Origin of the sequence: Candidatus Chlorohelix sp., from assembly GCF_037138995.1 — a bacterium.
Taxonomy (GTDB): Bacteria; Chloroflexota; Chloroflexia; order Chloroheliales; family Chloroheliaceae; genus Chlorohelix.
On sequence record NZ_JBAXHI010000010.1, the window covers coordinates 31,140 to 56,244 of the forward strand.

Here is a 25,105-nt window from a genome sequence, read left to right on the forward strand (position 1 = left end):
CTACCTTGAATTACCTGATTATTGCTTGAGATAGCCCTTGATTTCGGCAAGAAGGTCAGCCCGGTTGTTCAAAGCCGGGTATAACAACATCTGGTCGGGGCGACGCGCTTGCGGGTAGAGCAATCGAGTCCAAGGGCTTAAGGCTCGCCCATCCGCACGGGTAGCGTGTGTTTGAATAAGAGACAAGCGTTGCTTGTGTCGCTGACGAGTTAGCTTGCGCTCTTCGCGAATTGAATTGCGATCCGGTTCACTCAGAAATGTATCTGAGTGCTTTTCTTCTGAGGCTATACCGGGTATATCGTTAGTGGTAATACCGAGTCGTGCAACCGCATCTTCTTGAATTGACTCCAGCACATCAATTCTGCTGACCTCAGACCAGCGATAGTAAATTCGATAACCGGGAGCGGAGATGCCAATTCCACTATCAGAAATTTCGATATGGGTAAAGAGTTCTACTAGCAGATACCAACACACCGGAATACAGGCAAGTGCGATAAGGCTCAATAATAGAGCAGGGAAGGTGCTATTCAGGTTTATGCCAAAAAGCAATAAATCGGTATCTTTTTTTTGTGAGTTTTGCCATAGACCAAGCGTTTTTCGTGCGGTGTACAAGAAAAGAATTCCGATTGTTATCAGCAATATTTCTGCCCGTACTTTACCTTTGTTTGAAACCCTGTACACCTTCATAACTTTGACTCGTTTCAATCAGAACAGGGTTAACTGCTCGGCGGGTGGCTCATCCTGTTTTTTTTTGCGCGGTTTCGCGATTTTAGGAGGTTTTTCTTCTTTAGCAATATCTGCTACGATTTCCGCGTTAACGCTTTGGGTGGTCAGTTCTGTCCGCTGTTCTGCAATTTGTACCGATATTTCAGGAGTGGCTTTTTCTATGGGTGTGTAGGTTTGGCTCCATAATTCGGTAAGGGCTAATTCCTCTGCTCTTTTTAGCAAATCGGGAATGGTAAAGGCATCTTCTCTGAACATATTGTAAGTGCGGATACGGTCGCGCAGGGCGGCAGCGGGATGGAACATCGGCATAACAATACGCCCATCATCTTCTTTAGGCTTGCCGTGAATCTGGCTGATTCGTTCATTGGGAAACCAACGCCGCATCGAAAATCTACCGAGAGTAACGATTAAGCGAGGATTGAGCGCGGCAATCTGACGGTCGAGAAAACTTTTGCAAGCGGCTATTTCAGAGTCCTGCGGGTCACGGTTATCGGGCGGGCGGCACTTAATGACATTGGCGATAAACACATCTTGGCGGGTATAGCCAAGCGCAACCAGCATTTTTTCCAGCAATTGCCCGGATTGCCCAACAAAAGGCTTGCCCTGAATATCTTCATGATAACCGGGTGCTTCCCCAATAAACATAATTTTTGCTTCGGGGCTTCCTTCTCCGGGAACGGTTTTAGTGCGTCCTTTGCAAAGATGGCATTTGGTACATTCTGCCACCTCCTCCGCTATTTTAGCTAGTATCTCCGCCGACATTTATTAGTGGTCAACTCCGAATTGAAGCTCATATATTTTTAGTATTGTAATATTCAGCAATAAAGTAAATTATACCCTATTTTGGAATAATGCGCCAAGCAATTGACATATCACAAGGTGAAGAATATAATTTTAATTGGGTTCATTTTTCGGTTAAATATGCTAGGTTGAGATATTTGCCTCTTTTGCCGCATCCGAACTTAGGGTGGTATTACTATTGTAGTTGCTCGGCAGAGTTAATAGTTTGTAGCCGGGCTTCTTTTAATTGATAATTACTCCGAGCTTTCCCCCTGATAAATACGGCTGAAGCGGAAGGATTATAGTTGATGTATGATTCTGATAAAACGCCTCCAACTGTAAAATCCGGCGTTATTGAGCTTCAGGTAGAGCAGAATGGTCGCTCAACTGAAAAAAAAGTCGGCGGAACTGCGGTAGAGATACCTGATACTACTAAATTGATAGCGGCTGTTTCTGCCAGTTTGCCTCAGTCTGACATTGCAATTATAGAACGAGCTATTCATTTTGCTGCTGCCGCGCATGCCGGGCAATCTCGCGCCAGCGGTGAGCCTTATGTAGCACATCCAATTTCAGCAGCAATCACTATCGCTGAAATGAAACTCGACCGCGATTCGGTAATTGCTGCGCTGCTCCATGATGTTCCAGAAGATACCCACGTTACCATCGAACAAATCCATGATGTTTTCGGCGAAAAGGTTGCCAAGCTTGTTGACGGTGTAACCAAATTAGGGAAAATCAAATGGGATCCCGGCACTGAGCATACCACTAAGGCTATGCATGAGAAACAGGAACAGGCTGAGAACCTGCGTAAAATGTTTCTGGCGATGGTAGATGATGTGCGGGTTGTGTTGATAAAACTGGCTGACCGCCTTCACAATATGCAGACTCTCCAGTTTAAGTCACGCGAAAAACAGATAAAAATTGCTACCGAAACCCTCGAAATTTTCGCTCCACTCGCCAATCGCCTTGGTATTTGGAATATTAAATGGCAACTAGAAGACCTTTGCTTCTTCTATCTACATCCTGACAATTACAAAGAAATAACTGTTGCTATATATGACCAGCGCGAGACTCTGCAAAGCTATCTTGAGAAGGTTATAAACACGGTTGAAAAGGCATTTGAAGAACAGGGTATCCACGTTCTGGAAGTAACGGGCAGACCTAAGCACATTTACAGCATCTATAAAAAAATGATGCGTAAGAATCGTCCTTTTGACCAGATTTATGACTTGCTGGCAATTCGCATTATGGTTGAGGATGTGCGCGATTGTTATGCCGCGCTTGGTGTGATTCATACGCTCTGGCGACCTATACCCGGCGAGTTTGATGATTACATAGCTAACCCCAAAGAGAGTATGTATCAATCGCTTCATACGGCGGTGCTGGCTTTGGACGGGCGTTCGTTGGAAGTGCAGATACGCACTAAACAGATGCACGAAGTGGCAGAATACGGTATTGCGGCACACTGGCGCTATAAAGAGGGTGGCAAACGGGATGTTGAGTTTGAGGCAAAAATCGCTTGGTTACGCCGCCTGATAGATTGGCGCGAGGATTCCGGCGATAACTCGGATGCAATGGATTTTGTTGAAACCCTCAAGTCTGATGTGTTTCAGGATCAGGTTTATGTCTTTACCCCTCGCGGCGATATAATTGATTTACCTGCCGGGGCAACTCCGATTGATTTTGCCTACCGGATTCATACCGATATTGGGCATACTTGCGGCGGCGCAAGGGTTAACGATCGCTTAGTACCGCTCAGCTATCAGTTGCAAAACGGCGAAGTGGTAAAAATTGTTCAGGTGAAGAACCGTAAGGGACCTAGCCGTGATTGGTTGAATCAGGCGCTAGGCTACATCAAAACGGCTGGGGCGCGGGATAAAGTTAAACAGTGGTTCCGCAAGCAAGAGCGTGATGATAACCTCGCGCACGGTCGGGATATACTTGAAACCGAACTCAAAAGGCTTGGCTTGGATAACATCAGCTTTGAGAATGTTGCCAGCCATTTCCCCAAGTATGATAAAACAGATGATTTTCTGGCTGCGCTCGGCTATGGTGGTATCACGATAAATGCCGTAGCTAATCGTTTGTTGGAAGAAAAGAAAACTCAACAGAGCCTTCCAGAATTTGCTCAACCCAATAGCATTGTTACCAGCGGCAATGACAAAGCGCCGATACTAACTGCTAATATGCAGGTATCGGGGATGGATGGGTTACTTACCAGCTTGGCTAAATGCTGCCATCCCGTACCCGGTGATGAGGTGGTTGGTTATGTCACTATGACCAAAGGCATCTCAGTACACCGCTCGGATTGCTCAAATATTCTCCATATCCCGGAGAAAGATCAGGGTCGTCTGATGCGGGTAAACTGGGGAGATAAAAGCGTTCAATACTACCGTGTGCCTATACGCATGGAAGCAATGGATAGAGTAGGCTTATTGCGGGATATTTCGGTACTTGTAGCAGACGAAAACATCAATATGAGCGATTTTCGGACGCTTCCGACCAATTCGCGTGGCATTATACCTATCCTTTTTAATGTGGATGTTACCAGCGTTGACCAACTCTACCGTGTGTTTCACAAGCTACAGGGTGTAAAGGATGCGCTTGAGGTACGGCGGGACGTACCCAATAGCAATCGTACCAAAAGCTAGAAGCTATCTACTTTCATTCTTATTTTAATATATTGGGGTTATTATATGCCTTCTGTAACCCGCCCACGTCTTGACGAATTTTTGTTAGCCGTGCTATGGCTTATTACTGTGCCTGTTTGGGCTTATTTTGGCTTTGTAGGCTACTTTATAAACTTGTTTACCCCTTTGAGTTTCCGCTTACCCGGTTTTGTCATCGGTTTCTTTTTTCTCTGCTTGCTGGTATTTGGGCTTCGGTTTGCCCTAAAAATATTCTTGAGACTTCCCAAAACCCCGCCCAAATGGCTGGATAGCTCTGCTCCCGTTGTTATGGGGACTACTCTTTTGCTGGGTTCTTTATTCAGCCTTTTTACTTTGGTAGTGATGATATATTATTTGTTCTCAACCTCACTTGAGGATTTAATGTTTGTGTGGGGTTTCATTACGGCAATAGGGGTACTGGTATTTGGTATTTATTTACTGCTTGCTGCTATATATAATTTTGAGCCGTTTCTTATGCTGTTTGATAAACCGAACAGGCAGAAAATACCGTGGTTCTTGAATTGGGCTATCTGGCTAAATCAATTTAGAATAAAAATGATTTCTGGAGACTTATCAAGGGGACAATCAGAACGTCTTTTGCATGGTCCGTTGGCGTTTGAGTCAGATTTACATGCTATTATCCATGACGAAAAAGTAGGTGTTCATCCCGCTCTGGAAAAAACAATGATTGGGCAAGGCGGTTGGCACGTAAATACTTTGGGTATTACTGCTAATGCATCGGTTATTTTCGCTGCCAGCGATGGCTCAGTTCCACACTTCCAAGCAGGCGGTAGAAAAGGGGTATTATTCCCCCCCGAAATCAAGTTCTGGGATTGGCATACCAATAAGATACAAACTACCACTCTTGCCAAAACCCAATCTTTTATAACTCGAAATAAGCAAGTACCTGAATCGCTACTTAATTATACTTTTCTTGTGCCGGCTGGGGGCGGGAAATTTGTTTGGGTTATTCCCAATACGGTTTATTTGGGTGACTGGCAAAATGATTCGGTCAAAGTTTTAAAGCCGGAAGGTGAGCTATTCTTAAAGGGATACGGGGGGTTTGCGCCCGTAGCTATCAGCCCTGAAGGCACAAAATTTGCGTGGTGCGATGCCACAGGTCAAATCTTTTTCTGGGATGTGGTAGCCGACCAGACCCGTCCTTTGCGTTCTTATCCCATTCGGCACAATGCACAGCTTGGCAATGAAGAAGGAATTTGGGGTTTGCTTTTCAGTCCGGACGGTACAAAAATTGCGGCTATTGCTAAGAAAGGCGTATTGCTCCAAAATGTTTATACTGGCTGGCGTTGGTTTGCCGAATTAAAAACAAGCGTAGAGAAACTGACTACGTTTGCTTTCAATCACGATGGGTTTGAAATGGCTATCGGTATAATGATTTTGGAAGATGCGATTCGCCGACCTCCGAAACGTTCCAAATATAGCCGCCAACCTGTTCTCCAGCAATTGCCGCCCGGTAGTGCAGATTCTTCCGGTAAGACATGGTATTCAGTAGTACGAATCTGGGACTTACGGGCAGCAGATTACATTGATATTGTGGTTGGAGCCAGCCCCATCCGTGACCTCGCTTTTAGCCCTGACAATCTGGTTCTCGCGGCGGTTGATGAGGAAGGGGTTTTGAAGCTGTGGGATATTATGCCGGAAGGCAGCGTGATTAATCCACCGCGTCTGGCGGCTTTGCTGGAATTGGGTATAACCGGGCGTAAGACTAGGGTAATTTTCTCACCCGACCTCAAACGCTTGATTTGCGCCACCGATAATCGCATTTTGATTTGGAATATTGAGAAGGTTCGCCAAGAGTGGAAAGCCCTAGAGTCTCAAAAACCGGATGAATAGGTCTTTTGCTTAAAGTAGTAAGAATGTAAAGACAAGGGGTTTAAACCCCTTGCCTGAAATCACCTATAGTTCTTTACTGGAATAACCGAGCATGCGTCGCGCTACTACCAGACGATTAATCTGTCCTGTGCCTTCGTATAGGTCGTTAATCTTGCCGTCGCGCATCCACTTTTCGACCAACAGTTTGCAATCGTAGCCCTCTGCGCCTAGCAATTCCACCGCTTTCTGCGTAACCCACGTTACCGCTTCGCCCGCTTTCACCTTGCACATCGAGGCTTCCAGCGAATTGGAGATGCCGCTATCCATCTGCCAAGCAGCCCGTATGGTCAGCAACCAAGCAGCTCGCAATTGCGCTTCCATCCGCATCACATCGCGCTCAACTGCCGTCAGCACATTAGGGGGCGCATCGTAGCGAATAGTAACGCCTTGTTTGAACAAGAAATCTTTGGTGAAATCGAGCGCGGCGCGTCCTACTCCAATGGCGCTGGCAGCAACTAAGGGGCGGGTGGCATCAAAGGTTTTCATTGCGCCGGCAAAGCCTTTGCTATCTTTTCCCTCCGCTTTTGCCAGTTCGGGGCTACCGATAATATTATCGTAGGGGATGCGACAATCGGCGAAGGTGAGGGCAGCAGTATCGCTGGCGCGAATCCCGTGTTTTTTCTCCAAACGTGCCACCGTCATACCGGGAGTGTTGCCTTCTACCACGAAAGCCCGCATCCCGGCGCGTCCCGTACCGGGGGCAATGGTAGCCCATACCACCACGATTCCGGGCGATTCTTGGGCTGCCATCAAGCCGTTGGTGACGAAAATCTTCTCGCCATTAAGAATCCATTCCTTGCCGTCTTCGGTCAGCTTGGCGGTGGTACGAATGTTGGCGGTATCGCTTCCGGCTTGCGGTTCGGTCATCGCCATTGCGCCCCATTTAGGTTCGCCCCCTTTGAAGCGAGTTAGGAAGCGTTCGCGCTGTTCGGGGGTTCCGGCTGCTTCTACCGCTGCTGCCCCTAACGCGCCCCCGGCGGTGGAGAGGTACAAACCGCAATCGCCGTAGGAAAGCATCTCCACGGTGTACATCAGCGCGAGGTTGCGGATTTTAGGACCGCTGACCTTTTCGCCACTTTCGCCACCCGACATAGAGAGCAAATCGCCGCTACTAGCACGTTCTCGATGCCCGGCGTTATTGCCGCCATCCCACATCAGTTTGATATAATCCCACGGTCGGTCATGCTCATGCACATCAAAATGGCGGGAAGCGGGGCGCATTACGTTCAACGCTACCTGCTCTAGAATTTGTAACTGTTTGCCTAAAGAGGCTGGAATTTCAAAATCAATCATCGTTTTGCCTCTTTCTTTCTATAGCATTGCCGCGCCGGTAAGGCTGGCAAAAGCGCGGGCGTTGCGTAAAAGTTGCTCAACCGGATTCTCACGAATGTAGCCATGCCCGCCCCAAATCTGAACTGCTCGGTCTGCCACCGTCATAACCGTATCATTGGCATAGTTGAAGCCTAGCACACATTCGCGGGTAGCCTCGTTGCCCTTATCCAGATTCCAAGCGGCTTCCCATGTCATCAGTCGCGCCGAGTCAACTTCCATTTGCATTTCCGCCAGCATAAAGGCGATGCTTTGGAACTGGGCGATAAATTTACCGAATGCCTGTCGCTGTTTGGCATATTCAAGGGCATGCTCAAGGGCTATGCGGGCTACTCCCACCCCCAGGCCTGCTACCGTTACGCGGGAAACGTTTAGCAAGTGGCGTATGTCGCACCCGTTATCCTCACCAAGCCGCGCCGTTGCCGGAACGCGACAACCATTCAAGGTAACGCCGTAAGTAGGCAAGGCGCGTAAGCCCATCAGCGATTCGCGCTGGCTTATTTGCAAACCCTCTGTGCCTTTTTCTACGATAAAGGCTTGGGTTGCGCCGTTTTCATTGGCATAGACCAGAATGGCATCTGCCCCTTCCGCGTTTGCAACCCGTACCTTTACGCCGTCCAATATATAGTCATCACCCTCACGGCGAGCGGTGGTTTTCATACTATTAGGGTCAAAACTCCAGCCGTTTTCGGTGAAAGCGGTGGTAAGGGCGGGTTGTTTGTCCTCGCCTAGCAGTGATAACCAACGCGCTTTTTGGGCATCGCTGCCGAATTTAAGCATCGGCAAGCCAAACAACGCGGGGGTAAGCACTTGCAATGCCAGCGCAAGGTCTCCGTAAGCCAGTTCTTCCGCGTAAATAGCTGCGCTAATTGCGGAATGTGGCTCACCCAGACCGCCAAATTCTTCGGGTAGCCAGCCGCCTACTATACCGAGTCGCCAGCCTTCCTGTACCAGTGCGGGCGCAAAAGCATTATTTTCGTCCGCATCATGACGCGCCCGGCTTACTTTGTCGCGGGAAAAGCGGCGGATAGTATCAATAACTGCCTGTTGCTCTTCAGTTGGCGCAAAGGAAATCATTCTTACTCTCCAATGTGATTTTATATGGTCTTTTTAAACCGGGCACCGTTGCCCGGCGTTATCTGAGAATAGTGGATTGAGCCGAAGGTGTCAATTACAATTACTTGTGATAAGATAAACGTGCAGGCAATACGGTAGTGTTTGATGGGGGCGCTACTGCTCCGTTTTTTAGCAAAGGAGAATGAGACGTGGATTTAAGGGACTGGATTCGCGATGTGCCAGATTTTCCCAAGCCGGGTATCCTTTTTAAGGATATTACGCCATTGCTGCAAAACCACAAAGCGATGACGTTCGCTTTTGACCAGATGGCGGGTTTATTCAAAGGTCAACCGATTGATTTGGTAGTTGGTATTGAATCACGCGGTTTTATCTTTGGCGCGCCCCTTGCCGATAGATTGGGAGCAGGTTTTGTACCTATTCGCAAGGTTGGGAAGTTGCCTTACAGCACTATCTTCGAGGAATACGACCTTGAGTACGGCACCAACAAGATTGAGATTCACGAGGATGCCATCAAACCGGGTCAGAATGTTTTAATCGTGGACGACTTGCTGGCTACGGGCGGTACGGTAACAGCCGCTGCCAATCTGGTAGAGAAGTTGGGCGGGAAAGTGCAGGGTATGACTTTCCTGATAGAGCTAAGATTCCTCAACGGGCGTGAGAAGTTAAGCCGTTTCGATGTAAAATCTCTGGTAGAGTATTAGGCTTAGTGATGAATAGTTAAGCCGGAATATAATGTTGGGCAAGTATTATGCCCAACATTAACCCTCCTAATTGCAAGGTTACTTTTGGTAAATAACATAAGGAGTTTTTCCTAATGGCTAAATGGGAATATTGCTGCGTAATTGGAATGGGTAAATTAATGCGAAATCTCGAACCTTCTTTTCCTGCAATCTGGTTTTTTCGTGAGGATGGTATTGAAATCGTGGATATTAAGAGCAAAACCGAAGGCAATGATGTCGCCAAGGTAATAGCCCGCTTAGGCTTAGAAGGTTGGGAGATGGTAGGCGCTGGTAACAACGGTACTGAACATCACTCCCTTTATTTCAAAAAACCAAAAGAGTAAGCCTTGATGTCGGAAAATAACCTGCGAAAACTACGGGTAGCGAGCCTGCAACTAGAGGCACTCGACCTCCCACGGGCGAATGAGGCATTGCAACGCGCTTTGGCTTTGATTGACCGCGCCGCTGCCGAATATCAGCCCGACCTGATTGTTACCCCCGAATGTACCTATCCCGCCTATGTGTTGGGTAATGAGAAAGAATTCAAGACACATTATCCCGGCGACCCGCTTCCCCACTTTGCCGAGAAAGCGCGTCAGCATAATTGCCATATCATAGTGGGTCTTGCCACTCCCACCGAAGACCCGGAAGGCAAGTTGCTGCTATATAATGAAGCGGTACTGTTTTCCCCGGCTGGGGATGTAATCGGGCGGACTGCCAAGAGCCTGTTATGGCATTTTGATAGCAAATGGTTTTGCCCCGGTACAAGTTATCCGGTGTTTGATACGGAAATCGGGCGTATTGGAATGATTGTCTGTGCCGATGGACGGCAGCCCGAAATCAGCCGTATATTGGCGTTGCAAGGCGCACAAATCATCGTTGACCCAACGGCGTGGGTTACTTACGGCACAGACCGCCAAGCTCTTACCAACCCGCAAGCCGATTTTATGCTGGCAACCCGCGCTTTTGAAAATGGCGTTTGGTGTGTGGCTTCGGACAAGATTGGTTTAGAACGCGGCACGGTGCTTTACGCCGGACGGAGCAGCATTATTAGCCCTGAAGGTAAGAAAGTAGCGGTAGGCTCATCCGATAAAGAAGAAATTGTTTTTGCTGAAATCGATTTGAAGCCGCGTCCCTTGCCTTCTGCCCCACGTTACCCAAAGCTCTATCACGATTTAGTAGAACCCACTGAAAATCAGCCCATCCATTTTATTTTGCAAGAAGCGCTTGTGCCACACCGCGCCCATATTCGGGCAGCGGTAGCGCAATATCGCTCTTTTACTAGCACCGAGCAGATGGGCGAAGTCACGCGGACGTTGGTTAAGCAACTGGAGCGTGAATCGGCTGATTTGGTGGCGTTACCGGATATTGCGCCCGGTTTTGCCGAAGAAGCGGCACAGCGCGGCGATTTGGTTTTCCCTTTTTATCGCACTCTTAGTAAACTACGTGGGGTGGCTATACTGGCAACCGCTGTTGAAAGCGAAGGCAACCGCCGTTATAAAACGGCACGGCTATTCCAAAATGGCATGGAACTGGGCGTATGGCGGCAAACCCATTTTACCGTGCAAGATGAAGGTTATTGGACACCCGCCACCGAGATTGGTCCTGTTGTTAGGTTGAACGGTAGCGCGGCGCGTATAGGGGTGATGTTGGGCGCAGATGGCTATGGACCGGAAGTCGCTCGGTGCTTGATGCTCAAAGGGGCAGACGTAATTTTGTATCCAACCCGCGCGGTTTTGCCTACTAACGATTTCAGCCTGTCACAGTTGGTACGTTCGCGTGCCTCTGAAAACAGGGTATATGTGCTGGCAGCTACTCCCTTAGAAACGCTTAAAGATTTGTCTGGAAATAGCATACGCGGTTCCTCGCTAATTGCTGACCCCTCCGGCGCGGTAATTGCCCCCGCTTTGCCCGATACTGCGATGGCGGTTAGCGCACAGCTTATATTAGGCTTGAGCCGCAATAAATTAAGCGCACCCGGTACGGACGTGGTTTACAATCGTATGCCGGACGTTTATCATATGTTGACAGAGGATGAGAACTCCGGGACACTCGAAAAGAGTCCGGAATAAGCGGTAAGGGCTTTTAGCTTGATTAACTTCTGACCATTAGAACCGGGAGATGCTCGAATATGATAGAGTTAGCTTCTAATACCGGTAACCGCCGGATTGATAATATTTTAGGTGGGGTAGTCGGTTTGCTGGAAATTGTTTTTCCCGGTAGAATCTTGAGCTATTACCTTACCGGAAGTTACGCCGATGGTAGCCAAGTTGAAACAAGCGACCTAGATATAGAGCTAATTTTCAAAGGGGATTTGACTTCTCAAGAGCGTGACCTAGTTAGAGATATAAGCGCGGAACTTTCTTTGCTCGCTCAGATATTCATAGATATACAACCTCAAGGTGAAAGTTCCTTGCAAGAAAAGGTCAACTATTTTATAAAGTGGGGGGGACACTTTATCTATGGTGAAGATATTCGGGAAGCAATTCTAGAAATACCCACCGAAAAATATGTACACTGGGCAGCGCATACCCCGATTAGTCGCATGCTATTCTGGCGTGGCGTTCCCCAATTTTTGCGCTATCCGCTTGATGCGGTAAATCCGGCTGAGGAATTTTATGGCTATACGCAGCGCGAACTAATCTTACCGGATGGTGAACATGTGCATAGTATCAAAGAAATGGTAGCAGCCGTGGGCTGGATGGCTACTGCAATTATCGCCATGAAAACGGGTAGAGTTGCCATTGGCAAGGAAAACTGCTTGCGGTTATACCTTGAACTGGTGGCAGATGAGTGGGCTGGTTTTGTAGAGGACGCTTTTTATAAGGGTCGAAACCTATGGCATTATTTAATACCACAGGAAGCACAAGACCGCGAAGCATTGCGTGAAATCTGTAGTCGTGTACCGCTTTTTGAGAATCATTACCTGAACTTATATCGCAATTTCTTGCTAAATGAAGTTAAATCTTCAGACCGGGATGCTCGTAGAGTGGCAATTCATCGGTTAGGGGAAATTATCTATCCCGGTGATGAGGCGTTAGAAGCATTAAAAGGCTTGGAATCGGGTGATGACCTAGAGTTGCAATCGGAGATTAATCAGGCTTTATATAACATTAAAGAGGCGCAAAGCTTAAATGAGCAAAAAGGGTAATTTGCTAATCGGGCAATCAGGTGGCGCAACCGCTGTGATAAATAGCAGTTTGGCGGGCGCAATCAGTGAAGCTCTAACCAACGACAAGGTTGGCGAAATCTATGGCATGCTCGAAGGCGTGCAGGGTTTATTGAACGAACGCATTGTTGACTTGCGAGCGCAGGTAGGTACTCCCGCCGCGCTTGAACATCTCAAACGCACCCCTTCTGCAGCGTTAGGGATGTGCCGCTTAAAATTGGGCGAAGCGGAAACCGAACGGGTATTGAAAATTCTGCAGAAACACAATATCCGTTATTTCATTTACATTGGCGGCAATGATAGCGCCGATACTTGCCACCGCCTTGCTATGCTGGCTAAAGCTGAAGGTTATGCGCTTTTCGCAATCGGCATACCCAAAACCATTGATAATGATTTGCCTGATATGGATCATTGCCCCGGTTACGGAAGTATTGCGCGTTATATTGCCCAAGCGACGCGCGACACCACGATAGATACTGCGGCTGCGGCAGTGGTACATCCAGTCAAGTTGCTTGAAGTGATGGGACGCAATGCCGGGTGGGTGGCTGCCAGCGCGGCTATGGCAAGGGTGCGTGAGGACGACCCACCGCATCTGATTTATACCCCCGAACGCGGCTTGAATCCCGATGATTTTCTGCGGGACGTAAAACGCACCTATGCGCTATACGGCTATTGTGTGGCAGTAATCGGCGAAACGGTCAAAGACCAGTACGGTAAGCCTCTGTCCGGGAGGGGTGAGCCTTATTTCGTGGATAGTTTCGGTCATCGCTATTATCAAGGTCCCGCCAGTTATCTGACCGGGTTGGTGATGAAGGAACTGGGGTTGACCAGCCGTTTTGATAAGCCCGGCACACTTCAGCGCATGAGTATGAACTGTGTGAGCGAGGTTGACTTAGAGGAAGCTTGGTTGGTAGGGACTGAAGGAGTACGCTTGGCTATTTCGGAACAATCAGACTTGATGGTTACTATCCAGCGAGTAAATGCGCCAAACGAGGAATATGCAATAACAACCGGAACAACCCCTCTTTTGAATGTTGCACATAGCGAGCGCAAAATGCCTGCCGATTATATTAATAGCGCGGGCAATAATGTTACTCAAGCTTTTCTTGATTATGCCAAACCGCTTATTGGCAGCCCCATACTCGACTATTTTCACTTTGATAAAACTCGCCTTGTGGCGAAGAAGTAGAAAAGTCTCAAGAATTTAGTGAGGGCGAGTCATAGGCTCGCCTTTATTTATTAGGCTGTATTTAGAATTCAGCAGGAGGTTATCCAACTTGAAAAGTCTTACAAAATATCTGACAGTCAATACCCGTAACGAGCATGAATATATCAATATTACCCGTGAGGTTGCGGATGTAATTCGTGAAAGCGGTATTAAGGAAGGGCTGGCATATGTGGGCAGTATGCATATTACCAGTTCAGTTTACATAAATGATGCAGAAGATGGTTTAATCCACGATATTGAGCAGTGGTTGGAGAAGCTTGCGCCTGCTCGCTCAGACTATCTTCATCATCGCACCGGCGAAACCAACGGTGATGCCCATCTTAAAAACCTGTTGCTACATTCTTCCGTAACTTGTCCGGTTACTAATGGCAAACTCGATTTCGGACCGTGGCAACAGATATATTATGCCGAATTTGATGGTCGCCGCCAGAAACGAATCATAATAAAAATAATCGGGGAGTAGCGAATTATCATTGGGGGTTTGGTTAACTAACTTTATATGGTAGAATAATCCTCAATTACCGCATGTGTTTTGATGTAGGGGCTACTCCTGAATGCGAGGTTTTGAAAGTTTGACAGAAATTAATCGTTATCCTACGCGCCATTTGAGCGACAGTCTGAAAGAATTACCCTTTAACCCTGATTATCGTGAGGGCGCGCTTAACGCGATCAATACTTGCCTTAAGGTTCAACCCGGCGAGGTAATGACGGTTGTAACTGATGAAGAGACAATCGAAATCGGAGCATCGCTTTTTGAGGCTTCGGTAAAAGCAGGGGCTATTGTTACGCCCTATGTAATTGAGGATTATAGCACGCGCTCGCTGGTAAACATGCCTCAGCCAATCCTTGAGGCTATTGCCAAAAGTCAGGTCGCGCTTTATGCGGTGCAATCTCAGCAGGGCGAATTGCCTGCCCGCAGACAGTTCGTAAACGTTATCGAGCAGCGCCAAGTGCGCTACGCCCATATGGTGATGATTTCGCCCGAAATAATGCTGCAAGGTATGCGGGCTGATTATACTGTGGTAGATAGTATTGGGACTAAAATCCATACTATGGTATCTGCTTGCCACACTATCAATTGTAAAACCGATGCAGGAACCGATATTGAAGCTACCTTTGACCCTGATATTAAGTGGATCAAGACCTGCGGGATGATTACCCCGCAAATTTGGTCGAATCTGCCCGCCGGAGAGGTTTTCACTGCCCCTCAGAATGTGAACGGCATCTATGTAGTGGACGGAACAATCGGCGATTACTTTTCCCAGAAATACGGCAATCTTGAAGAATTTCCGATTACACTGGAGATTGAAAATAATCGGCTACGTTCGGCACACTGCGATAACAAGTACCTGCAAACCGAGTTCTGGCGTTATGTGCATCTGAGCGAGAATAGCGACCGCATTGGGGAGTGGGCAATCGGGGCTAATATCGGCGTAAAGAAGATGATTTACAACCTGTTGCAAGATGAGAAATTGCCGGGTATGCACATTGCGCTTGGCGACCCCTATGGTAGCCAGACTGGCGCCGATTGGAGCGCACCTACCCATGTGGATGCCATTGCTAAGAACTGCAATATCTGGGTAGATGGCAATCAGATTATGCGCGGCGGTAAATTCACCTTCTTGGCACAATAGGAATCTAGGCGGCTCGTTCTTTAGGATGCGCCGCTTTTTAGTTACCTCTGGTTTTGATACACCCTAGCATGTGGTAAAGTTCGAGGGTACGTTCGGCGGTTTTGCGCCACGTAAATTTTTGTGCTTGCCGTGTTCCCAATTCTGACAATTCCCGGCATGTGCTTTGGTTGGATGCCAATTTTATGATAGCGTTTGTCCAGCCCTTTTCATCTTCGGGTGCAACAAGCATTGCTGCTTGTCCCACTACCTCCGGCAATGAAGAGGCATTTGAGCAGATAACAGGCGCACCGCTGGCTAAGGCTTCTAGCGGATCGAGTCCAAACCCTTCATAGCGGGAGGGAAAGACATAAATATCCGCCTCGCGATAGAACAAAGGCTTATCGGCTTCGTCTATAAGCCCGGTAAAATGGATGCGCTTGGCATCTTCGCCCTCACCCAAAGTTTTGCGGATAGGCGCTTGCAAGTCTGGATACATAATCGGATTGCTGCTATGTCGCTTACCACCCAATACCAACGTCCAACGTCCGCCGCCGTCCTGTTGTTCCAGTTCTTTTAAACGGGGGAGAGCGCGGGCAAAAGCGTTTACCAACATGGGTAAATTTTTTCGCACATCAAAGCCTCCCAGATAAAATATAATGCGCTCATCCCCGTTCAAGCCATAGCGTTTTAAGAGGGCTTGCCGTTCTTGCTCAGGCACACGCCCCGCCTGATAACGCGCTTCTACCCCTAGATAGACAACGGCTACTTTGTAGGAAGGCACTTTTAGAAATTTCAGAATATCTTGTTTGCTGTACTCAGAGTCTGCAAAGATTAGGTCAGCACGCCGGGCTGCCGCGCTTACAAGACGAAAGTATAACGAAGCAGCGCGTCCAGAACTGTAAATCGGTAGGGCAAGGGGAATGAGGTCATGGATGGTTACTGCTAGAGCAGCATTTCTTTTTAAACCGAGCAGTGGGGCAGCAAAATAAGGATAATGCGCTACATCGAGCGTTTGTTTGAGGGTAGCATTGCGTTGTATCAGGGTGGGTAAGCCTATTTGTTCCCACCACACCTTTTGAACATTATCCCCAGCGCGTTGTATCGAAGCGGGCGGTTGTATCTGGAATTGTTGGTCGGCGGCAACTCCCTTAAATGGTGCGCCATCGCCAAGCAGATAATACGAATTTTCTTCAATCCCCGTATTGAGGTCTAAAAGTTCGTTCCAAAGGTGACGGGTATATTGACCGCTTCCGGTAAATTCCTGATTCCAGAACTGCCCGTTTATTGCAACCCGCATTGAGATTAGTTAATGCTCCAATTGTAAGCTATTCTACTATCTACTAGCGTGTAATCGGCTACGCTCGAAGAAGGAGCATAGATAACAGCTTTTTTAGGGGCGGAGTTTATATCAGCATAACGCACCCACTGTACTCCTAGCAAAACCAAACTTAACACGGCAGCGAACAATAAACCTAACAATAAAGCTGTTCCAATTACTTTTGACAAGGCTATTCACCTCTTTCATTGAGATAAAAAAATTGTAATGCTATTGATATATTTGCTACAGTACACATTAAGTATCCTACGCTATAATTACTAATGGAGGATATTGTACAGAAATTCACAGCCCCTTTATTATAGCATAATTGTATCCGATAATTGGAGTATAGATGTCCCAGACGCTCAATGAAACTTCATTAAATCAAGAAATAAAGGAATCGCTAGGGCAAATCTACCCGGTAGAAGATGTTTATTGTAATGTGGCTGAGCTACGAATTCATTATCAGGTCAGTGGCGCGTTGGATAAGCCCCCGCTAATATTGATACATGGCATCGGTGGTAAGTTGAACTGGTGGCATGAGAACATGCCCATGTTCAGCAAGTTCTATCGCACCTACGCGCTGGATTTGCCCGGTTTTGGCAGGAGCAAAAGGTTGTCCGGCAGGTTTACCATTAATCGGGGCGCAGATTTTGTAAAAAGTTGGCTGGATTTAATCGGATTAAAAAAGGCTCATTTGGTAGCGCATAGCATGGGAGGGCAGATAGCGGCAAGGTTAGCGGCGAAGCATCCTGAAATGTTGGAAAAACTGGTACTGGTTGCTCCCAATGGCATACCGCTTTCCTTTAAGGATTGGTCAAGTTATGTTAGCAAAGTGCCTAAAGTGAAAGTACCGCTGAACCAAACCATTTCCATTGCGATTGGTACAATGCGTACCGATATGCTGGCATTGGGGCAGAGCATTTATGCAATTTTCAATGATTCGGAGGTAGAAGAAACCCTGCGAAAAGTGGTTACACCTACGCTGGTGATATGGGGTACTGCCGATTCGGTATTGCCGCCACAGTTAGGACAACGCACCGTAGCTTTAATGCCGAATGCTCGCTTGGCTCTTATCGAAAACGGCACTCACAGCCTGATGTTTGACCAAAGCTATGTTTTCAATAGAGAAGTGTTGAAGTTTTTAAGAACTGAGGATTAGAGAAAAATTAACTTGATACTCCTTGACGTTAAAAGATAGCAAAAATGCAATTGGTCAAGTTGCAGTCGCGCTTGATTTGGGTTATTCTTGGATTGTGCCGTTCATAAGTATTTATGAGTAGTTCAATTGGTTAGCATTATAGGTTAGCAAATGTGCTTACCATTTTTCTTGGATACCCACTTGCTAGAGTTATTTGTGAATATCTTGACAATTCTAGTACACTAGAGTTAGAGGGAAATATTCTAGGATCCAAAGGAGTATGGTAGGTTATCAAAGGGGTATTCCAAGCCCATCCGCTCTTTAAAGCCAGTAGGAAGCATGGAGCGGGATAGCAATGGCTCAGCCTGATTGAACCGTACAGATTCAATTCAGCTGGTTCCCGTTATTAACGGTTGAGTCAGACTCTTTTTGGAGAAAATTCAAAATGATTGTTAAGGAAGAATTCATCATTGATTGTCCCCATGCGGATGCTTGGGAGTTTTTATCTAATTTCCCTTCCCCTATTCTTGTTATCCCCGGTGTAATTAAAGTTACCGAAACTAGCCCGCTTCACTATTTGGGGGCAGTAAAGGTTCATATTGGACCTTTTACTTTTATGTTTACCGGAAATATGCATATCATCCTAATTGATCATAAAACCTGCCGGGTTGATATTGAGGGAAGAGCAAATGACTCTATGACAGGGGCGTACTTTAAAGCTAATGCCAGAACCCAAACCTTGCCCTTGGGGGAAAACCGCTCGAAGGTTACACTTGAGATTGAAGTAGGTCTTGGCGGGTTGTTGGGCAAAATGGGCTGGTATGTATTGCGTCCTAAAGCCCGACAGGTAGTGCAAACTTATGCCAAATTGGTGCATAACGAAATAATACGCCGTAAAAGGGCGCATCATGTCCCGGCACTACAATTGGCTGCTGTATAAGACCTAATGAAAATTCTAACTGTTACGAAAGCTGCGCTTGGTGTAGGGCAGCGCAAGCTCGAAGAACTTGCCGCCATACCCGGAGTAGAGCAGCTTACTCTTATTGTTCCGTCCTATTGGGAAGAACCGAGAGTTGGGCGTACTTATCTGGAAAAGCTTTACACCGGTGGGTATGAACTTATTGTTGAGCCGATGGCGCTCAACGGAAATTTCCATCTCCACTTTTACCCCGGTCTAGGAAAATGGATAAAACGCCTCCGTCCCGATATTGTATTTATGGAGGAAGAGTCGTTTAATTTTGCCACCGCACATGGCAGTTGGCTTGCCGATAAATATGGGGCGGCATCGGTCTTTTTTAATTGGGCTAACACCTATAGAGATTATCCTTCTCCTTTCAAAAACTTCGAGAGCTATAATTTCAAGCATAATGCCGGAGCGTTCGCCGGAAACGATGAAGCCCGCGCCCTACTTCGGCGCAGAGGTTTTAGCGGAGCGTTGGCGGTTTGCCCTCAATTCGGAGTAGATACCACGCTATTCCAACGTTGCGAACCGCCTGTCGGATTCAAAAAGCCGGGTGTATTCACGGTGGGTTATATCGGTAGGCTTGTGCCGGAAAAAGGGTTGGTTACGCCGGTTGAAGCGTGCGCTCGTCTAAAGGGTGGTTTCAGGCTCGTATATATCGGTTCAGGTCCGCAAAAAGCGGCTATCGAGGAAGCGGCGCAAAGGCTTGGTATTGAGAAGAAGGTCGAATTTATTCCGGCTGTCAGTAGCATTGAAATTCCCGCTTATATGAGTGGGCTGGATGTGCTGGTATTACCTTCGCTTACCACCTCGAATTGGAAAGAGCAGTTCGGGCGGGTGCTGGTGGAGGCGATGGCTTGTGAAACTCCGGTAGTGGGCAGCAGCAGCGGTGAAATCCCCTACGTTATTGGCGATGCCGGGTTAATTTTCCCTGAAGGCAATGCCCTTGCGTTGGCGGAAAATCTCCAAAAGCTGATGGATGATAGCGCCTTGCGAGCAGAGTTAGCGCAGCGCGGTTTGGAGAGAGTCAACGCTAACTATACCCAATCTCAGGTAGCGCGTCGCCACTATGAACTGTTTGCCCAAATTTCTTAAAGGCTATCGATTTTTATGTCTCGAATGATGAATGAGTCATGGGCTGAGTTCAGGCTCTCACACTTTCCCACAATCGTAGCACGTGGGTAGCTAGGGTCATTCACATTATACATTCCCACTTGTAAGAGATAATTTCCGGGCGGTGTTGTCGAGTTAATAGCCAGATTATACTGCCCGATAATAATATCGCCGGGAAACCAACCCTGAGCGAAAGCCCCATTGGCATCCTGCTGTGCCAGTCTGCTAGGTGCGTCTGGTTTATCCACCAGATGCACAAAAATCTGCCAAGGTTCTGCGCTGGCACGTTGAGCTTGCCAGTATAAAGTTACAGAGAGCGATTGCCCCGCCTTTGCCTGATTATTAATTTTCCAGCCCAACAACTTCACATCGTTGTTAAAATTCACATCGCTACAGGCAGGCTTCTGGATGGCTAATTGTTCAGGAGTAAAGCCGCCTTTTAGTTGGAAACTATAATTTTTACCCAGTATGCGTCCCTCGGCGGTCTTAATTTCTTCCACTTTGGGAGTCACCTCCAAAGCTTTGTACCAATCAGGAGCAAGCCCAAGCCGCGCCACCCGATCAATCACAATATAATCTAACTTGCCTCCGCCATTTGCCAGTTGGGCTGGAATAATTACCGCCTGAGTGGGGTCTAGCCAATGGTAATTTATGGATTTCGGCGACAAATAAAGAGTGGTGGGATAATCTAGCAACTCGGAGGCTACTACGCGACTTGTGCCATCTTCCGGCAGGCTATTCAGATAATTAGCAAGGTTAAGGTATTCGCCATCAAACGCCTCGTAAAGCTGGGGAAATTTAGCCCATTTATCAAAATAATCGGTATAAGACTGGTAAAAAGCCAAGGTTACTACCAACGTTGCCAGCACAGCCCCTACGCGCCACCCATTGATTTTAAAGCGATTTTCTAAAAAGTTCCAGACCTCGTTCATTCCTACTGCCCACAGACCCATTACGGCTGGCAGAATACCGTAAGCTCGGAGGGGATGATTGCCATCCTCTGACAAAATCGAGGGTAGGAACAGCACCACAAGCCAGCACAACAAAAAGCCATAAGCCGGACGTTTCAGGCTGCGCCAGAGGCTAAACGCTACCCCAAGATAGAAAAACAGTCCGGGAATAAGGTCAAAAATCGGGCGACCCGGCAGGTTGTATTTTAGGTCGTCTGTTCCTTTGAAAGTTAGCATCTGAACTGCAACCTTCGTATTTTCCCAGACCTTCTCTAACCCGCCTATGGATAGGGCGTTAACTTGTGCGCTACGCTGGAAAAAATCGCCCCGATGTAGGGCAAAATGGATTGCTAGAGGTGCGACCACCAGAATTGTTACCCCTGACCAATAGAAAAATAGCCTGATTACACTAAGCCTTTTTCCTAGAAGGTTCTCGGCACCCGTATCAAGTGAGCCTCCAAGTTGCCTATTTTTAGAAAGGGCTAGATTGAGGGGTAAACCCGCTTTTTTGCGCCAGAAAACCCACCAGAAAAATAAAAAGTATAGCCCAAAAGCCACAAACACAAAGGGCATAAAGCGGGCTGAAAGATAGGTATAGAAATTCAGCCCACATAGTACCCCTGCCAGAATTACTGCGCTAGTAGTTCGCAAGCGATAGGCTCGCCAAGCCGCCCCGAAAGACAACGCCTCGAAAAGTGGAACTAGATTAGCTCGATAGCCCTCCCGACTGAGGTGTAAATTCCAGAAAGAAAAAGCCACCGCCAGAGCCGCCAGCCACGCAATCCGCCTCGCCTCCCTGCTGATGTGCTTACCTTCCTTATTTTCAGATGACAGGTCGGCAAAAATATTGCGGAAGGCAAAAAAGATAGCAGCAATAGTGCCAATCCCGATAAATGCCGCGGGTAGGCGCTCTCCCAAAACCGTGCTACCGAAAAACAATTGCGACAGCGCTACCAGATACATATAAATGGGTTCTCGCCCAGTGAATTCGGAGAAGAAAACGCCAAAATTGCCTTTTCGGATGGTATCCGCAATTAAGCCATAAGCAGCTTCATCAAAGTGAAGACCAGGAGGGGTTTTGTCGCTTTGCCAAACCCTCAGCGCAAAGGCAAACAGCAGTAACAACGCCAACAATAACCATTCAGAATGTTTACGCACTAGCTTTGGCATCAGTTTTTCCCAGAGTATAGTTTATCTATAATGCGACTGCGGTTTAATTATATCCCAAGTTCAGTACCTTTTCTACTATCCAACCCAATATGACAAAGCGATTCAGAGAATAACAAAAAGTACAAAGTAGCTCTATCCACACCCTAATCCCCTGCAACCCTTTTCGCTAATTCTGTGTCCGGGTTGTGTAGTTACAAGAACAAATAAAAAAACTCTCCCGGATTAAGGGAGAGCCGTAGGGTTTGCCCGTTTATGAGCTTGCCCCAAAATAGCGGGTTTGCGCGAATTTCCAAAAGCGGTGGGATATATAAAGAAGCCCACCCGCCAGTACCAATGCCCAAATCGCCGACAGCCACCCAAGCCTATTTAGCAACAAATCCGCCGGAGTTGCCGCTACTACTCCAAAGGGTATTACAAAGGTGAGAATAGTTTTCGCAAAGCCCCCGAACATATCGGGATGGTATCGCCCCAAGTCAAACAGGTTGAAGAAGAACTCAGCGAAATCCATCTTAATCCACCAGATACAGGGTATAGTCATTATAAACCAAGTGGAATAGGCAATTATTACCCCGCATACCACGAAAACAGGATATAAGAGCCAACGCCACCAATCTATACTCAAATTGCCGCCGCTGATTCCCACAAATATAAGAACCGCGCCGGGGATGCCTTGCATCATTTCACCGAATGACACATAGCGAGCGCTAACGAAAAACTGGTTGTTTACCGGTTTCAAGAGGATAAAATCAAGCTGTCCCTTGCGGATATACTCCGGCAGTTCAAACACATTCTTGAAAAATATTGTGAACACCAGCGAGGACACTATCATATATGAGCCTACCAGCACCAGATATTGGTTAACCGACCAGCCGTTTAGGTTTTTGGTTTGGCTGAATATTGCGCCCACGAAGATTAGCGAGAACATAGGGAAGCAAAGTATAACGAGACAACTTGCCACGAAGTTGCCCCGCGCTTCCATCTCACGCATCAGGTTAATGCGTACAAAAGAGCCATATAACTTTACATAACGCTTAATAACACGCATTTATTTTATCCCTCGTAAACTTCAAAGCCTTTGATAGCCTTTTGCCACATCCATTTGAAAAATAGGGCCGCTATGACAAGCCACACCACCTGTACAGCAAGCCCCTGCGCGAGTTGTTCCGCCGAAATGCCTAGAAAAATACGGGCAGGTAAACTGTAGATGTAGGCAAAAGGTAGCCATTGCAAAATATCGCCAATACCGCCCGGCATTAGCGCGAGTGGAACCATAGTGCCGCCCAACGCTCCTGAACCAAAGCCGTATAGCGCGAAAAAGCCTTCCGGTTGGTTCTGCCAAACTGTCAGTAATCCGAGAGAAGCGGTAATGAAGAAGTTCAGCACGTATGCCAGCATAAAAGAAAGCAACACCAGCAACCATATCCAACCGTTTTCAGGCGTTCGGAAGTTCTCACCCAGAAAAATAGCGGCAAGGACAAATACCGGAATCGTGATTATGGTACTCCACGTGCGTCCGCCTACCTCGAACCAGAAGGTTTTAGCGGGGTAGGACATCGGGCGCAACAGCCCGGTAGCCATTCGCCCTTCGCGGATTTCAAACATGATAGTCCACTGATATTGTGCGATGCGCCAGCCCAGAAAGCCTGCTACGAGATAATAGGTGGTGATATACTTTACTGCTTGCGGGTCATTACGATTGTTGAAAATCGTTGTCCACAGGTAGATGCCCACCATCACGGGCAGCAAAGCCAACATGGCATAGAATAGGACGTTCCAGCGGTACTCCATGCGCTCCTGAAACGCCACTTTGCAGAGTGTCCAGTAGCGTCGGAATACAAAACGCCAACGCCATGGTGTTAATGGTTCTATTTTTTTATTGACCAACACGCTTGTCTTCCTTTCAGGCTATTCCTGCCAGTTGATCTCTTGGCTGGGCGGTTTCAATAATCTTTTCGCCTTGGTTATGACTGGTATCGGTGAAAAGGTCATGTATAATATCGTCAAGCTGTGGCTCTTCTATGGACAAATCCGCCACCGGGAAACGGTTGAACAGCACGCTGGCACGCTCTGCTACTGTAGCGCGTGGCACTTGAATCCGAATGACCCCGCTTTCATTTGAGATAACCTGCCCGATTGAGGCTAGTTCGGCAGATTCAACCGTTCTCATGAAAGATACCACCAGCAACTTGTTAGGGGCATACTTTTCGGTAAGTGCCTCAAGGCTACCTTCATAAACGGGTCTTCCAAAGTTAATTACCAACGCGCGTTTAGCCAACGCCGCTACATCTTCCATGTAGTGGCTGGTTAGCAAAATCGTTGCGCCATGCTCACGGTTATAATCCTTGATAAAGTTGCGAATCTTTTTCTGCATCACTACGTCCAGCCCGATAGTCGGTTCGTCTAGCAGCAATACTTTAGGGCGATGCAACAAAGCCGCCACCATTTCGCATTTCATTCTCTCGCCCAAACTGAGCTTACGCACTGCGGTATTTAATATTTTGCTTAGGTCAAGCAATTCGACCAACTCATCCAATCGTTTGCGGTATGCCTCGTTCGGCACTTCATAAATATCGCGTTGCAGATTAAAGCTTTCGATTGCCGGTAAGTCCCACCATAGCTGGTTGCGTTGCCCCATTACCAACGAAACCTGTTTCAAGAAAGCGTACTCGCGTTTCCAAGGGCGATAACCCAAAACCTGTGCATCGCCTCCGCTGGGGTGGAGTAAACCGCTCAACATTTTTAACGTGGTGGTTTTGCCTGCGCCGTTCGGTCCGAGGAAAGCTACAATTTCGCCTTCTTCAATTTTAAAATTAAGGTCATAAGCGGCTTTTTTTTCGGTATATTCACGCTTGAACAGACCTATTACCGAACCTTTCAAACCTTCCCGCTTTTTATAGGTTCGGAAAATGCGAGTTAAATCCTGTGTCTCTATAATTGTTTTCATTTTCTGAAAATTCCTCCTGCTATTTTATAAGACCTCGTGAGGATATATTTAGCTTTCATGTATCTACAAAAATTTGAGATTTGTGCTTGATAAACAGGCGCAAAAAATCCATCACAGCGCTTGTTTGAAATTCGCCGTCTGAAGGATAAAGCTCTTCTTTGCCTAATTTGTTTGAAAATAACTGGCTTGAAAGAAGAGTGCGTTAGCTTGATGTGATTTCCAACGTTAAGCATGCAAACTAAAACAGGATATAAAATTCGGTTTGCATCATAACCCGGAAACCGGCTTATGCCTTCGGGCAGCGA

22 protein-coding genes are annotated in these 25,105 nt (G+C 47.3%); 12 read left to right on the forward strand and 10 right to left on the reverse strand.

Translation table 11 applies throughout. The features are described from left to right. Positions 1-18: 18 nt before the first annotated feature. Positions 19-687 carry a hypothetical protein gene (locus WCK19_RS06760; RefSeq protein ID WP_342396616.1) on the reverse strand — a complete coding sequence of 223 codons (669 nt, stop codon included), beginning with the start codon at positions 685-687 and terminating at the stop codon, positions 19-21. 18 nt (positions 688-705) lie between these two features. Then, positions 706-1,488, reverse strand: coding sequence for a uracil-DNA glycosylase (locus WCK19_RS06765; RefSeq protein WP_342396617.1), 783 nt, complete (start codon positions 1,486-1,488; stop codon positions 706-708). A gap of 326 nt (positions 1,489-1,814) precedes the next feature. Between WCK19_RS06765 and WCK19_RS06770 the strand changes: the two genes are divergently transcribed. Together WCK19_RS06770 and WCK19_RS06775 are read left to right on the forward strand one after the other, a co-directional pair. After that, entirely contained in the window at positions 1,815-4,157 is a 2,343-nt protein-coding gene (locus WCK19_RS06770) for a bifunctional (p)ppGpp synthetase/guanosine-3',5'-bis(diphosphate) 3'-pyrophosphohydrolase (protein WP_342396618.1), read from the forward strand. 45 nt (positions 4,158-4,202) lie between these two features. Then, positions 4,203-6,029 (forward strand): WD40 repeat domain-containing protein, encoded by a 1,827-nt coding sequence (locus tag WCK19_RS06775; protein WP_342396619.1) that lies wholly within the window; start codon positions 4,203-4,205, stop codon positions 6,027-6,029. 63 nt (positions 6,030-6,092) lie between these two features. Here the strand turns inward: WCK19_RS06775 and WCK19_RS06780 are convergent, their stop codons facing one another. Together WCK19_RS06780 and WCK19_RS06785 are read right to left on the reverse strand one after the other, a co-directional pair. Then, the gene (locus WCK19_RS06780) at positions 6,093-7,361 is read right to left on the reverse strand and encodes an acyl-CoA dehydrogenase family protein (protein WP_342396620.1); all 1,269 of its coding nucleotides are present in this window, start codon (positions 7,359-7,361) and stop codon (positions 6,093-6,095) included. 18 nt (positions 7,362-7,379) lie between these two features. Next, positions 7,380-8,474: an acyl-CoA dehydrogenase family protein gene (locus tag WCK19_RS06785; RefSeq protein ID WP_342396621.1), complete on the reverse strand. Its 1,095-nt coding sequence runs from the start codon at positions 8,472-8,474 to the stop codon at positions 7,380-7,382. Positions 8,475-8,662: 188 nt separating this feature from the next. Here WCK19_RS06785 and WCK19_RS06790 point away from each other — a divergent pair, with 188 nt between their 5' ends. The 7 genes from WCK19_RS06790 (at position 8,663) to WCK19_RS06820 (ending at position 15,224) form a co-directional block, all read left to right on the forward strand. Next, entirely contained in the window at positions 8,663-9,175 is a 513-nt protein-coding gene (locus WCK19_RS06790; RefSeq protein WP_342396622.1) for an adenine phosphoribosyltransferase, read from the forward strand. A 113-nt stretch (positions 9,176-9,288) separates the two neighbouring features. Further along, the gene (locus tag WCK19_RS06795; protein ID WP_342396623.1) at positions 9,289-9,537 is read left to right on the forward strand and encodes a hypothetical protein; all 249 of its coding nucleotides are present in this window, start codon (positions 9,289-9,291) and stop codon (positions 9,535-9,537) included. Between the two features lie 6 nt (positions 9,538-9,543). Further along, a complete protein-coding gene (locus WCK19_RS06800; RefSeq protein WP_342396624.1) occupies positions 9,544-11,265 on the forward strand; it encodes a carbon-nitrogen hydrolase family protein in 1,722 nt (573 codons plus the stop codon). A gap of 59 nt (positions 11,266-11,324) precedes the next feature. Further along, positions 11,325-12,344 carry a nucleotidyltransferase domain-containing protein gene (locus WCK19_RS06805; RefSeq protein WP_342396625.1) on the forward strand — a complete coding sequence of 340 codons (1,020 nt, stop codon included), beginning with the start codon at positions 11,325-11,327 and terminating at the stop codon, positions 12,342-12,344. Beyond that, entirely contained in the window at positions 12,328-13,551 is a 1,224-nt protein-coding gene (locus tag WCK19_RS06810; protein WP_342396626.1) for a 6-phosphofructokinase, read from the forward strand. Before WCK19_RS06805 ends, WCK19_RS06810 begins: the two co-directional genes overlap by 17 nt. 88 nt (positions 13,552-13,639) lie before the next feature. Continuing rightward, a complete protein-coding gene (locus WCK19_RS06815) occupies positions 13,640-14,053 on the forward strand; it encodes a secondary thiamine-phosphate synthase enzyme YjbQ (protein WP_342396627.1) in 414 nt (137 codons plus the stop codon). A 91-nt stretch (positions 14,054-14,144) separates the two neighbouring features. Further along, complete coding sequence (locus WCK19_RS06820) at positions 14,145-15,224, forward strand: aminopeptidase (RefSeq protein ID WP_342396628.1); 1,080 nt, start codon at positions 14,145-14,147, stop codon at positions 15,222-15,224. 37 nt (positions 15,225-15,261) lie between these two features. Here the strand turns inward: WCK19_RS06820 and WCK19_RS06825 are convergent, their stop codons facing one another. Both WCK19_RS06825 and WCK19_RS06830 read right to left on the reverse strand, forming a co-directional pair. Next, the gene (locus WCK19_RS06825; RefSeq protein ID WP_342396629.1) at positions 15,262-16,500 is read right to left on the reverse strand and encodes a glycosyltransferase family 1 protein; all 1,239 of its coding nucleotides are present in this window, start codon (positions 16,498-16,500) and stop codon (positions 15,262-15,264) included. Positions 16,501-16,505: 5 nt separating this feature from the next. Continuing rightward, on the reverse strand, positions 16,506-16,709 hold the full coding sequence (locus WCK19_RS06830) for a hypothetical protein (protein WP_342396630.1): 204 nt from the start codon (positions 16,707-16,709) through the stop codon (positions 16,506-16,508). Positions 16,710-16,873: 164 nt separating this feature from the next. Here WCK19_RS06830 and WCK19_RS06835 point away from each other — a divergent pair, with 164 nt between their 5' ends. The 3 genes from WCK19_RS06835 to WCK19_RS06845 all read left to right on the forward strand — a co-directional run bounded on the left by WCK19_RS06835 (position 16,874) and on the right by WCK19_RS06845 (position 19,718). Continuing rightward, a complete protein-coding gene (locus tag WCK19_RS06835; RefSeq protein WP_342396631.1) occupies positions 16,874-17,683 on the forward strand; it encodes an alpha/beta hydrolase in 810 nt (269 codons plus the stop codon). Positions 17,684-18,107: 424 nt separating this feature from the next. Continuing rightward, positions 18,108-18,602 (forward strand): SRPBCC domain-containing protein, encoded by a 495-nt coding sequence (locus WCK19_RS06840; protein ID WP_342396632.1) that lies wholly within the window; start codon positions 18,108-18,110, stop codon positions 18,600-18,602. 6 nt (positions 18,603-18,608) lie between these two features. Continuing rightward, the gene (locus WCK19_RS06845; RefSeq protein WP_342396633.1) at positions 18,609-19,718 is read left to right on the forward strand and encodes a glycosyltransferase; all 1,110 of its coding nucleotides are present in this window, start codon (positions 18,609-18,611) and stop codon (positions 19,716-19,718) included. Here WCK19_RS06845 and WCK19_RS06850 read toward each other — a convergent pair. From WCK19_RS06850 to WCK19_RS06865, 4 genes are all read right to left on the reverse strand, one after another. After that, complete coding sequence (locus tag WCK19_RS06850) at positions 19,715-21,856, reverse strand: hypothetical protein (protein WP_342396634.1); 2,142 nt, start codon at positions 21,854-21,856, stop codon at positions 19,715-19,717. The two genes, WCK19_RS06845 and WCK19_RS06850, sit on opposite strands and share 4 nt — an antisense overlap. Positions 21,857-22,106: 250 nt before the next feature. Then, complete coding sequence (locus tag WCK19_RS06855; protein WP_342396635.1) at positions 22,107-22,901, reverse strand: ABC-2 family transporter protein; 795 nt, start codon at positions 22,899-22,901, stop codon at positions 22,107-22,109. A 5-nt stretch (positions 22,902-22,906) separates the two neighbouring features. Next, the gene (locus WCK19_RS06860) at positions 22,907-23,743 is read right to left on the reverse strand and encodes an ABC-2 family transporter protein (RefSeq protein WP_342396636.1); all 837 of its coding nucleotides are present in this window, start codon (positions 23,741-23,743) and stop codon (positions 22,907-22,909) included. 13 nt (positions 23,744-23,756) lie between these two features. Continuing rightward, positions 23,757-24,800, reverse strand: coding sequence for an ATP-binding cassette domain-containing protein (locus WCK19_RS06865; RefSeq protein WP_342396637.1), 1,044 nt, complete (start codon positions 24,798-24,800; stop codon positions 23,757-23,759). Positions 24,801-25,105: the final 305 nt, after the last annotated feature.